At 44.8% G+C, this 12,394-nt stretch carries 8 protein-coding genes; 3 read left to right on the top strand and 5 right to left on the bottom strand.

Translation table 11 applies throughout. The annotated features are described in order from the left end of the window. Window positions 1-1,633: 1,633 nt before the first annotated feature. From EO95_RS18010 to EO95_RS08625, 5 genes are all read right to left on the bottom strand, one after another. On the bottom strand, window positions 1,634-1,789 hold the full coding sequence (locus EO95_RS18010; protein WP_200895024.1) for a hypothetical protein: 156 nt from the start codon (window positions 1,787-1,789) through the stop codon (window positions 1,634-1,636). 673 nt (window positions 1,790-2,462) lie between these two features. Further along, entirely contained in the window at window positions 2,463-2,936 is a 474-nt protein-coding gene (locus tag EO95_RS08640; RefSeq protein WP_156164022.1) for a hypothetical protein, read from the bottom strand. Between the two features lie 262 nt (window positions 2,937-3,198). Continuing rightward, complete coding sequence (locus EO95_RS08635) at window positions 3,199-3,801, bottom strand: indolepyruvate oxidoreductase subunit beta (protein ID WP_048133873.1); 603 nt, start codon at window positions 3,799-3,801, stop codon at window positions 3,199-3,201. Continuing rightward, window positions 3,798-5,600, bottom strand: coding sequence for an indolepyruvate ferredoxin oxidoreductase subunit alpha (iorA, locus tag EO95_RS08630; RefSeq protein WP_048133872.1), 1,803 nt, complete (start codon window positions 5,598-5,600; stop codon window positions 3,798-3,800). The genes EO95_RS08635 and iorA overlap by 4 nt, the downstream gene beginning before the upstream one ends. A gap of 387 nt (window positions 5,601-5,987) precedes the next feature. Then, window positions 5,988-6,806, bottom strand: coding sequence for an ATP-binding protein (locus EO95_RS08625; RefSeq protein WP_048133926.1), 819 nt, complete (start codon window positions 6,804-6,806; stop codon window positions 5,988-5,990). A 325-nt stretch (window positions 6,807-7,131) separates the two neighbouring features. Between EO95_RS08625 and EO95_RS08620 the strand changes: the two genes are divergently transcribed. The 3 genes from EO95_RS08620 to EO95_RS17070 all read left to right on the top strand — a co-directional run bounded on the left by EO95_RS08620 (window position 7,132) and on the right by EO95_RS17070 (window position 12,228). Continuing rightward, window positions 7,132-8,304 (top strand): mechanosensitive ion channel family protein, encoded by a 1,173-nt coding sequence (locus EO95_RS08620; protein ID WP_048133925.1) that lies wholly within the window; start codon window positions 7,132-7,134, stop codon window positions 8,302-8,304. Window positions 8,305-9,717: 1,413 nt separating this feature from the next. Then, window positions 9,718-11,916 (top strand): catalase/peroxidase HPI, encoded by a 2,199-nt coding sequence (gene katG / locus EO95_RS08615; RefSeq protein ID WP_048133870.1) that lies wholly within the window; start codon window positions 9,718-9,720, stop codon window positions 11,914-11,916. 6 nt (window positions 11,917-11,922) lie between these two features. After that, the gene (locus EO95_RS17070) at window positions 11,923-12,228 is read left to right on the top strand and encodes a catalase-related domain-containing protein (RefSeq protein ID WP_082105986.1); all 306 of its coding nucleotides are present in this window, start codon (window positions 11,923-11,925) and stop codon (window positions 12,226-12,228) included. Window positions 12,229-12,394: the final 166 nt, after the last annotated feature.

Here is a 12,394-nt window from a genome sequence, read left to right as displayed (position 1 = left end):
CCTGGCAGACCCAAATCCAGGCACTCGGCCCTGATTTGAAACATATAGCAATCTGATTTTGAAACTTCAGTATTCAGTAACCTGATCTGTAACTCAGTAATCTGATTTACTCAGTAACCTGATTTGAAACTTCAGTATTCAGCAACTGCAACCGCGACTCATCGAAAACCTGAACAGTTCCGTGCGATTTTAGACGTCTTCGCGACGCCAAAAGCGGGCGTTTCAAAGCATTGGCCCTTTGACACTCATGTTGATCCGACTTTTCTCACTGGTTTATATTCTATGCAGGAAATTCAACCGTAAAAACGGTAGAAGGCCCTTACTTCCGGAGATTTCCGGGAGTTAGCATTAAGCATCACATTGATCTGATTAAACAGTTCCAAGCACCATAATGCCTGAAACCTCACATCTCTGATGTACTTTGCCTTTAAATAGCACATCTCATATATAAAGCCTTTGCAGGGCATGAGGAATTATAAAAAAGAAGAATCAATGACAGGGGAGAATAAATATAATAAATTCTAAAGTTTGGGCCTGTCAAAGATTGTGCCGACGCCCTAATTGCGCCTCGGGATCACAGGAAATCTCTGATTTCCTGGGAGTTGCGATGTAATCGCAACAGTACGCGGTCCGTTTCACTCGCTTCGCTCAAGAGGACTAAGCTACAAAATTACAGTCTTTCCGTGCGTTCCGTGTTTCATCTTTTTGAGCTTGGGTCGGAATTCTTGTATATATCCTATATAATACATTGGTGGCAACAAACTCAGGAGTACTGCCTCTATTCAGGACAAACCATTCCTGTCCTGTTTACAGGTTTTCGGGAAGAGACTTAAGGAAGTAGAAACATCTTGAAAATCCGGGGACATCTTGAATCTTTTGGCTTTGTGCCTTCATTCAAAGATTCCAATTCTCCTTTCTCGAAGATTCAGTTAAAATAATAATTGCAGATTTTGGAGTGATTCTCCAAAAACAACAGCAAGAAAAATGCTCTTTTTTTGAAAACATCTGTGGAAGGTCCGTTTAGCCATCCCTGCCGCGACTACAGTCTGGTTCTCCATTATTTTAAGGAAACCTTTCGGTAGTAAGAAATATTTTATTTAATATTTTAGTTAGGGCTGGCTTGCGCGGTAGTCTGTCATCTTAACTCAATAATCGATTCCGTAAATTCGTAGAAACGAGGTTCAAGCCCGTAGGTCAGAAGAGGCATGGTTTTGTCATTAGTAACCACATTGCTTGCAGTCACATTACCGTCAGCATCCGTGGTCTCTTTTCATGTCCAGAGCGATCTGCCCCTCTGCAATCTCAAGGGCCATTTCTCGAATCATGTCCCCAAAGGGAACGTTCAATAGTTCCTGACCGACACTTACTATAGTATTTATTCTTTTTAACTAATCTCTACTGTGTAAAAACTTATCTCATTTAATATCTGCTAATCTTTCTAAATAAATATGGTGTCTATTTTATCAAATTATTATAGAGTGCTGGTCCTGAAATTCATTGAACTTTATTTATTATCAGGGGTTATGAACTTTGAAAGAGAAACATTTATTAATATAAATGGTGAATATTAGTTAAAAATGTAAAAAAGATAAAATGAAATAAATCACACTGTTTACAATGAAACAATATACACTTATACAGTCATTAATGAGGATATTTTCTCTCTCTTCATCTTCCCCTGAGATGCTGAAAGGCACTCCAGCGTACAGTAGATTGCCTTATCCTCTACCTTTTTCAGGACTACAAACTCACTCCCACAAATCGGACAGATTTTTCTTACGTATTCCATTAAATATCACCCACTTGTTTCAATTTCCAGGTTCGATAATGTTTTTTGATAGGCGGCGGCTACGTATTTTATTCCCTGTTAATAAATAAAATACACAGGGGATTTTTATTACTTATTTGCATATTCCCCGTGACCTATTATGTCACCACCTCATCATATTTTCTGAATTTTACTCCAACCCCACTATTTAATCGTAAATACGATTGTACATAGCTAGATATTTGATGAGTAAATAACTTGAGGAAACATAGTTTCTGAATATTGGTGCCGAAGAAGTGGGGGAGTTCATGGAGAACCTGCAGGGTTTTCAAATATGAAATCAACAAAAATTTAGGCTATTCGCGGTTTTCTGTGGGTTGAAGATAATTGCTTAGTTATAAAATAGCCGGACCAAAAAGAGAAATATCAAGCTTGAATATGATTTTCAACAACAAATGTTCCTACATTTTAGATATGTTACTTTAACATTTTGGAGCTGAATGTAAGTTACTCCTTCGAAACAGTGAAGAACCGAAATTTATTTAATAACCTTAACTCTGATTTTTTATAGGGAATATGTTGAATTGAATAATTTTATCCAAGTCTTTTACTTTTTAGGAACTTCAGTTATGATCTCTTTTTCACCAAAATCTATGTTTTTCACTTTCCTAAACTTCAATAAGATATCAGCTGGTTAAAACCTATTATCAATATCTGCTTTTTTAATCGCCTTTAACAATTTGCAGTATGCATACAATGAGATAAATGCTACAAATACATGCCCATAAACACTCTCATTGTCATGAGGATACAACCTATCAGCATCTAATATTGTTTTATATACATCAAACAACTTTTCAATATAGTCTCTTTTTGTATATAGTCCATACATCTCCTTTTTCCCTATGTTGTAATTGGAGATAATTAAGAACTTACCTGCCTGTTTTTGTTTCAAAGAGTACTCTTCATCATTAATTTCCCCTTCCTCTCTTTTTCTGAAGATTGTCTTCTGTTCTTCAAGTTTTAGGTCATGGACTTCATATAAATATAATAACCTATTTCCCAACTTTCTTTTTCCACATTTGATTAGCCTATCATGAGAGATGAATTCTTCATTAAGGTGTATTCTTGTGTCGTAATAATGACTATTTCTTTTCGTTGGTAACACAAGTTTGACCTGGTTTTCCTCTCGACGTTGAGAACCTTCTCGGAGAAAAACCACGATCAAGAAGAAACAACTTATTGCTAATATCCAATTCTTCAATTCATAAGATTGATTGGCAGCCTACACACATCAGATTCACGTCCATCTGATGGAAAGAATATTGAGCTTATAATCAGTGATTTCTCTTATACTCCATATAAACAATAAATATAATCTACAACTGTTATGAAGAAGCATAAAAAGGAAAGCTTAAGCTTTCCTCTGTTTAGCTTTTATCGACTTTTTTCCTCCCCATCTCAAAAGCCCTTAAATTAATCTCAACTGTCTTCTGCGGCACGAGGGCTTTAACACTCTCAATCAGAGTCTCTTTCGGAATGGGCAGGTAGCCAGAGACTGCCCCGACCATTGCCACGTTCATTGCAAGCCTGTTCCCGGCTTCATAAGCCAGTTCGTCCGCATTAAAGGCTTTGACTATATATTTTTCAGAAAGGACGTCCAGGATTTCCTGGACATCAGGGTACTTTGCAAGGCCCGATGTGACGGTTACAGGGATGACTGTCTGAGTGTTTACTATAATTACTCCGCCGTCCTTCAGGAAATCGAGATACCGGACTGCCTCCATTGGCTCAAGGGCAAGCATGATGTCTGCGCCTTTTTTAGGGATCATTGATCCGAGATCTGAACCCAGTCTTATGTGATTTACAACCGAGCCTCCGCGCTGCGCCATGCCGTGGGTCTCTGCTGCCCGGATGGGAAGCCCTGAAATGACTGCGGCTTTTCCGATGATGTCCGAAGCAAGGATTGCCCCCTGTCCCCCGACTCCCGTGATAAGGAGATCGAGCTTCTTCTCTCCTTTTACCTGACTCATCTCTTCACCTCCCGGATAGCTTCAAACTTGCAGATCTGCGCACAGACCCCACATCCGCTGCACAGGGCAGTAATTACAGCGCATTTCTTTTCCTCATCAAATTCGATTGCCGGGCAGCCGAACTTGACGCACTGCTTACAGCCTTCACACTTTTCAGGGTCGACGATGTACGGGGCCCGCCTGATCCCTGCTCTCTTTCCTGAGATCACACAGGGCTGCCTTGCTATGACTACAGATGTGCCTTCAAAGTCCTTTGCGGCTTTGAAAGCTTCCTGGGTTGCTTCAAGGTTGTAGGGGTCAACAACAGTTACAAATCCGGCTCCCATAGCCCTGCAGAGTTCGGCAAGCGAGACCTCTACAGTTGGCTCACCGGTAACCGTAAAGCCAACTCCGGGATTTGGCTGGTGCCCGGTCATGGCAGTGATGCGGTTGTCAAGAATGGTGACCGTAATATTGGCTTTGTTGAAGACCGCGTTCAGGAGAGAATTCATACCTGTATGGAAAAAGGTTGAGTCCCCGATAGAACAGCAGATAGGGCGCTTTTCCCCTGCATGGTAAAGCCCGGAAGCTATGCTGATGCTTGAGCCCATGCAGAGCGTGGTCTCAACAGTCCCGCTCTGGATCCCGAGGGTGTAACAGCCGATATCGCTTGGGTAGATAGCATCCTTTCCAAAGACCTTTCTCATGGAATAGAAGGTTGCTCTGTGAGAACAGCCGGCACAGAGGGCAGGCGGGCGGGGAGCAAGTTCAAGGGGCATTTTTTCGGTTTCTGGTTCGGCATCCAGATCAAAAGTTCTCTTCAAGGCTTCAAGGAAGGCGCTTATGTCCAGTTCTCCTTCTCGCGGGACAAAACCACCCGTTTTCCCGAGAATAGAGACCTCAAGCCCGGCTTCCTGTGCAAGCATCCTTACCTGCTCTTCGACAATCGGCTCAAGCTCTTCGAAGATGAGAATAGTATCAACTGTGTTCAGCAGTTCCAGAATAAGCTTTTTCGGGACAGGATAGGTCCCTATCTTCAGGAAAGAAGCTTCAAGCCCAAGTTCCTGCATGGCCTCTTTTGCGTATACCGAAGCAATGCCTGCACCTATTACCCCGAACTTTGCATCAGGTATCAGTTCCAGGGAGTTCCAGGGAGATTCTGCAAGCTCATCTTCCATTGGCTGCTGGATAGAAAGGATATGGGTATGGCGGGTGCGGGCATTCTTGGGCAGCATGACCCAGCGGTCGAGAAGTTTTTCGAAATGGGGAATCGCTTTTTCTACAGGGATTTCCCCGAGCTCGATATCTGATTTACCGTGCGAAATCCGGGTGGTGGGCCTGAAGATGACAGGGATTTCGAACTTTTCCGAGAACTCAAACGCATATGGAAGCATATCCTTGGCTTCCTGGGGAGTTGAAGGGTCAAAACAGGGCACAAGGGCAAACTGGGCATATCGCCGTGTATCCTGCTCGTTCTGGGAGGAATGACAGGAAGGGTCATCAGCCACAATGGCAATAAGCCCGCCTTTTGTCCCTGCATAGGCAAGGGTCATGAAGGGGTCGGCTGCAACGTTTAACCCGACGTGTTTCATTGTCACGACAGACCGGACTCCTGCCCAGGCGGCTCCGACTGCCACTTCCATTGCCACCTTTTCATTCACGGACCATTCAATATAGTAGTCCCGGTCCTTCCGGGCCGCAAGGGTATCGATGATCTCCGAAGAAGGAGTCCCGGGGTAGCCTGTAGCCACCTGTACGCCGCCTTCCAAAAGGCCCCGGGCAATTGCCACGTTTCCAAGCATGTACTCGCGTGTAGTCATTTTATGTTCTCCAGCGTTTTAATAATGAAAATATAACTCCAACATCCAAATATTTCATACCTTTCAAACATTTCAAACATAGTTTTGATCAATAAGTTAATGAATAGAAATTCCGGAAAAGGACAACTCCGGTAAACAAAACCTGCTGTCCGCAAACCACGTAAAACTTTTGCATTATTCAAATAACACGATCAATAATATACTTTCGGATAATTGTCCGGAATTTTCTCATTCAGGGCTGCAGCCCCGGCTAATTGAAGGCGTTAAAAATGAAAAAGCCGCAGGGAGATCAAAAATACCCCTCAGTTGCCCAAAACCTATGAATCAATGATGGATCAATGAGTCAATGAATCAATGAATGGATCAATGAATTAATGAATTAATGAGTCAATGAACCAATGAATCGGATTTCCCCCGAAACTCTGCAAGAAACTCTGCAAGCTTTGCAATCTCTTCCAGCTCAAGGTCGAGTTCTTCGCCTTTCAGGGACGCTTTGAAAAGTTCTCTTTTTGCAGGGATCTCAGCCACGACATTCACGCTATTCACGGAAGCCAGCATCTCTTCCCTGATATCCGGCTCAACCCTGTTAAGCACAAAATAGACTTTACACCCGCACTGTCCTCCAAAATCTTCAAATTTCTTTGAAAGTTTGAGGGATTCGTAGGAAGGATCGATAACTACCAGGATCAGGTCAAAGTCTTTATCAACGCCGCGCCCGAAATGTTCCGTGCCGGCTTCAGTGTCAACAATTACTACATCGTCTTTTCCGAGGTCGAGGTTTTCGAGAAACTCCCTTGTCATGACTCCCATAGGACAGGCACATCCCTCTCCGAAATCATGGATCTTGCCAACAGCCATCAACCGGAGATTCCCCTTCTTTTCCACAAACTCCGAAGGCAGGTCGGAAAAACTCCACCTTTTCTTAAAGAAGCGAGATTGCTGCTGATTTCCTGAAGCCCCTTGAACGGTAAGCCCTCCGAGAGGTGCGGTCTTTGGAGCCCTTTGCATTTTCTTGAAATCCTGCTTTCCCCCAAAATATTCCATGAGGTCTCCGGGGGCTGCCATCCCGAGCTGGCTGTGCAGCCCGTAGTTGGACTCATCGATGTCAAGTACCAGGACGTTCTTTGTTTTTGCCATCTGCTTTGCCAGGAGGGCGGAAATCGTACTTTTACCACTTCCTCCTTTCCCACATACTGCGATTCTCATATCCGGTTCACCTACCACAGTAATTTATCTAACTGCCTTTAAAGTTATTTCCTGCCAGATATTGTCCTTACGATAAAGTTTCCTTATTCGTAGGCAAACCCTGAAACTACCTTATGCCTCTAAGGATTTGAAGTTTATAAAAAGCTTTGAAGTTAATAATATCAAGCATCAGGAACAAATTAACAGGATGTAATGGGATGAAACCGGGCGAATTTTTTATTCAAGGGGATTGCGAAGGCTAAAAGGAAAAAGAAAAAAATTAAAGGAAATTATAGAGGGGGAAAAGAAGCTGAGTTATTTATCCCAGATTCTTGGGGACTATCTGGTGAGCATTATTACGGTGGCAGTTACCCTTTTTCTGATTTTTGCAGTTGACCGCCTGCTTGTCAGGACAAAGATAATCCACACAGACGTGAAATTCGCAAAGCACCTAATTCAGTTCGTCATCCTCAGCATCGGCCTCATTTTTGTCGTGTTCAGCCTCCCAATTGCAGCCCAGTACAAAGAATCGATTCTCAGCCTGCTTGGGATCATTGCCGGGGCTGCAGTTGCACTTTCCTCCACCACTTTTATTGCCAACGCGATGTCCGGGATCATGCTGCGGATCATAAAGCCCTTCAGGGTAGGGGATTACATTGAAAGTGGGAACGTCTTCGGGAGAGTCACCGACATTCATATCCTTCACACGGAAGTCCAGTCGATAAACAGGGACCTGGTAACCTTCCCTAACCTCAAACTGGTCTCAAACCCCTTAAAAACGATCAGGACATCGGGGACCATCATCTTCACCTGCGTCTCCCTGGGCTACGATGTCTCCCGCCAGAAAATCGAAAAAAACCTGCTCCTGGCTGCAGAAAAAACCGGGCTTGAAAACCCTTTCGTTCACGTCCTGGAACTCGGGGACTTTTCGGTCACTTATAAGGTGGGAGGGCTCTTAAAGAATATTGAGAGCCTGATTACGGCCCGATCGGATTTCAAAAAAGCCGTTCTTGACGCTCTTCATGAAGCTGATGTAGAAATCGTTTCCCCCAACTTCATGAACCAGAGGATCCTGAAAGAAGGAACAGTTTTCATTCCCCCAAAAGAGCCCCTAAAAGCCGAAATGCCTGAAAAGCCTCCGGAAAAGAAACCTGAAGAAATCATCTTTGACAAAGCAATAGAAGCCGAAATCCTGGGAAGGATAGGGTATGTCCTGGAAGTTTTAGATAAGAAGGAAAAAGAACTTGAACAGCAGGTCAGCAGCGTACCTGAAGAGGATAAGAAAGCAGATTTAAAAACAAAACTGGGATTCATTAAAAGCAAAAAAGAAGAAGTAAAAACCGAATTAGAAACCATGAAAAAACAAATCGGAGAAACCGAAGAAACTATAGAGCCGGAAATACGCTCAAGGAAACTTCAAAGCCTTAACCTGAAAGCTGACCATCTGGACATCCAGAGGAAACAACTGGAAAAAGAACTTGAGAATATTCTGGGAAGCGAAAACCTGGGAAAGGTTTGAAATTTACAGGGTTTGGAATTTTTAGACGAGTTGGAATTTACATGAGTTAAAACTTTTAGAGGCAATGTAACTGAAGTTCTGTAAATTCGAAATGCTCTGTATCCCTTTTCTTCAAAAAAAACAGAATTTTCTTTTTCATCTATGCATAGGTTTTTACTTCAAATTTTGAAGTAAATATGACCTCAAAAATCTTAACCTACATTCGGCAGGTCGACACTTGAAATTATAACATTTTTCCTGATGCCGTTTTAGGAAATTACCTGGTTAGATATGAGATTTAAAGTTGGTTAACGTGTGGCTCAACTCCCACCACATATATAAATACAGAATCATTTTTTTCATTAAAGTATAGTATGAGATATTATTAATTGATCATATGTAAACCTAAAAGTTACGCACAATTATTAATTGTAAATTCAAAATCGCCATCATCAAAAATTGTTAAAAATGAAATGTCGACCTGCCGAAAGAAGGATTTGACATTATTTCTCGATTTTAACTCCTTTAATTATATAAAAAATCAAGCTCTTTGTAATTTAGAAATGCTTGCATAGATTTATAAGAGAGCCTATCCCAAAACTCAAAATTTGCTTATTTGGGTCACATATTTGAGTAACAAATCTGGCTTTCGATTATTAAAGCAATCCTGAATAATTCTGATAAGTGAGATTAAAAATGGGTTTTGGGATGAGCTCGTAATCAAGATCAGTACACTTTGGAGGATTTATTGCATTCATTTCAAAGATTTTTTCGAATATATTGCTATTATTATAATAAATACAATATTATTTCAATGTGATCTGGAAAACAATTCAACCGCGTAAGTGCTATTTATTTAATACTCAATATTAAATAGATATCCGTGGTTATAGTTGTTGAATATTGAATTGGAATAAGTTCTTCAGGGATAGAACTATTAGTAATGATTAAGGGGGGGAAATATAGCCATAATCGGAGTCGTAAGACCTAAAGTAACGAACTTACTGGATTGGAAAGGAAAATTCGACAAGAGGATGACGGTTTGAAAGAATAGCGATGGACTTTACATGAGCTGTATTATGATGAATCCTATTAAGAGGCTTATGTCGTTCATACCGAGCTAGTTTCAAAATCCCGATTATTCATGTTTTTATCTAAAGCAGATTTTCCATTTGACTTGATGATCTTGATTTCTTTACTCCGAAAAATTGGCATGGAAGGATAAGAGGTAGTTTTGAAACAAGCTCACCTTAAAAGATGACAAATTGGACATGGCAAAACAGCATGTAAGAATTTCAAGCATTTGGAAAGCGGACCGAAATTAATCTCTCTGGCAATTGGCATTCAATTCTTCCAGGAGGAGACAAGATTTAAGAGATTGTATACTAGAGATTTGGTCTTGAATTTTTATCAATGGTGGGGGTAGGTAACGTTATGACTGACGACAGAAAGAACCCTGAAGTGGGCAGAGCAGACAAACAAGAAACCGGTAGAGGCATGTCGAACCGCGACTGGTGGCCAAACCAGTTGAAGCTCGAGATCCTGCACCAGCATTCTTCCAAGTCCAACCCTATGGGCGAGGACTTCAACTACGCGAAAGAGTTCAAGAGCCTCGACCTGGTGGCTGTGAAGAAAGATCTCGCGGTGCTGATGACCGATTCGCAGGACTGGTGGCCGGCGGACTTCGGTCACTATGGCCCTTTGTTCATTCGCATGGCGTGGCACAGCGCCGGCACCTACCGCGCCTTTGACGGCCGCGGTGGTGGCGGTAGAGGTCAGCAGCGCTTTGCGCCGCTCAACAGTTGGCCGGACAACTGCAATCTGGACAAGGCGCGTCGCCTGCTCTGGCCGATCAAGCAGAAGTATGGCCGGAAGATTTCCTGGGCTGACCTCATGATTCTTGCGGGTAACGTCGCCCTGGAAACAATGGGTTTCAAAACGTTCGGTTTCGGAGGCGGTCGCGAGGACGTCTGGGCGCCGGATCAGGATGTCTATTGGGGCCCTGAGGAAACGTGGCTGGGTGGTGATAAACGCTATTCCGGCGACAGGGACCTCGAAAATCCGCTCGCTGCCGTGCAGATGGGGCTGATCTACGTCAATCCGGAAGGCCCGAACGGCAACCCGGATCCGATCGCGGCGGCCAGGGATATCCGCGATATTTTCGCTCGCATGTCCATGAACGACGAAGAGACCGTTGCGCTCATCGCTGGCGGTCACGCCTTCGGCAAAACCCACGGTGCCGGTCCTGCGTCCCATGTCGGGCCTGAGCCAGAAGCGGCCAATATCGAGGAGCAAGGCCTCGGTTGGAAGAGCAGCTTCGGCACCGGCAAAGGCGGTGACACGATCACCAGTGGGCTGGAGGTTATCTGGACCAACACGCCAACGAGGTGGAGCAACAACTTCTTCAGGATTCTGTTCGGCTATGAATGGGAATTGACGAAGAGTCCGGCCGGTGCACATCAGTGGCAACCGAAAGGTGGCGCCGGCGCCGGCACGATTCCTGATGCCCACGACCCGTCCAGGCGTAACGCGCCAACCATGCTGACCACTGATCTTTCCTTGAGGTTCGACCCTGCCTACGAAAAGATTTCAAGGCGCTTCTATGAGAACCCGGATCAATTAGCGGAAGCATTCGCTCGCGCGTGGTTCAAGCTGACGCACCGAGACATGGGTCCGCGCGCCCGCTATCTCGGCCCGGAAGTTCCTGCTGAAGAGCTCATCTGGCAAGACCCCATCCCTGCGGTCAATCACAAGTTGATCGATGAGAAGGACATTGCCTTCCTCAAGGGCAAGGTCCTTGCCTCAGGGTTGTCGGTCTCGCAACTGGTTTCGACTGCCTGGGCGTCGGCGTCTACCTTCCGTGGCTCCGACAAGCGCGGCGGTGCGAACGGCGCACGAATCCGCCTCGCGCCGCAGAAGGATTGGGAAGTCAACCAGCCAGCCGAGCTGGCGAAAGTGCTGAACACTCTCGAAGGTATCCAAAACGAGTTCAACAGCGCGGCTTCTGGCGGCAAGAAGGTCTCGCTTGCTGACCTGATCGTTTTGGCTGGTTGTGCAGGCATCGAGCAGGCTGCGAAGAATGCTGGTCACGATGTGACGGTCCCCTTCTCTCCAGGGCGCATGGATGCCTTGCAGGAGCAGACCGATGTGGACTCCTTTGCCTTACTCGAACCGATTGCGGATGGTTTCCGCAACTACCTCAAGAGCCAATACACTGTATCAGCCGAGGCGTTGCTGGTTGACAAGGCGCAATTGCTGACGCTGACCGCACCAGAGATGACGGTGCTCGTTGGCGGTATGCGCGTGTTAAACACCAACTTCGGACAGACTCAGCACGGCGTTTTTACCCGGAAGCCGGAAGCGCTAACAAACGACTTCTTCGTGAACCTGCTCGACATGTGTACGGAGTGGAAGGCGGTATCGGACGCCAGGGACATGTTTGAAGGGTGCGATCGCAAGACAGGCGAAGTCAAGTGGACCGGCACGCGTGTCGATCTCATCTTCGGTTCGAACTCCCAGCTCCGAGCTCTGGCCGAGGTCTACGGAAGTACGGACGCGCAGGAGAAGTTTGTCCAGGACTTCGTGGCGGCCTGGACCAGGGTAATGAACCTTGATCGCTTCGACCTCGCTTGACCGAGTATAAATGTCTTCAAGTGCCTGAAGATCTTTAAAACAAACGACTTTGCTCAGGCTGGAGAAAGGTATCGGTCACTTGATAAAACAGGGCAGGAAAATCTGATTGGCAAACATGTGGCCAACGTGAGGCATGTGGCCAACGTGAGGCATGTCACCATTCCAGCTATTCAGAAACGTGCAATCGAAAACTTGCTGCAGGCTGATGAGACTTTGGCAGCATCTGTAGAGCCAGAAGGAGTTCGAGGATATATTGAAATAAAGAAGGCTACCCTCGAATTCTCTATTTTTTATCGCGGAATTGCACATTGATTGCTTTCATTTTGGCTTCTGGATTGCCTGATTGTTATGCGAGATTACTATTTCCGCAAGTTAAGAATCTCTATTAATCAACGAACTCACTCATTCCAGGCCCCACTTCTTCCTGAACTCGAGCTTCTGCTGGCTGTTCATCCAGTGGCTGCCGTCACAGTAGGGC

Source organism: Methanosarcina sp. 1.H.T.1A.1, from assembly GCF_000979295.1.
GTDB lineage: Archaea > Halobacteriota > Methanosarcinia > Methanosarcinales > Methanosarcinaceae > Methanosarcina.
The sequence above is the reverse complement of the archived record's forward strand: the minus strand, read 5'-3'. Positions and strand labels throughout refer to the sequence as shown.

Coding starts and splice junctions, on each gene's coding strand:
- EO95_RS18010 (WP_200895024.1), bottom strand. CDS start 1,789: ATGGAATACGTAAGAAAAATCTGTCCGATTTGTGGGAGTGAGTTTGTA.
- EO95_RS08635 (WP_048133873.1), bottom strand. CDS start 3,801: ATGAGTCAGGTAAAAGGAGAGAAGAAGCTCGATCTCCTTATCACGGGA.
- iorA (WP_048133872.1), bottom strand. CDS start 5,600: ATGACTACACGCGAGTACATGCTTGGAAACGTGGCAATTGCCCGGGGC.
- EO95_RS08625 (WP_048133926.1), bottom strand. CDS start 6,806: ATGAGAATCGCAGTATGTGGGAAAGGAGGAAGTGGTAAAAGTACGATT.
- katG (WP_048133870.1), top strand. CDS start 9,718: ATGACTGACGACAGAAAGAACCCTGAAGTGGGCAGAGCAGACAAACAA.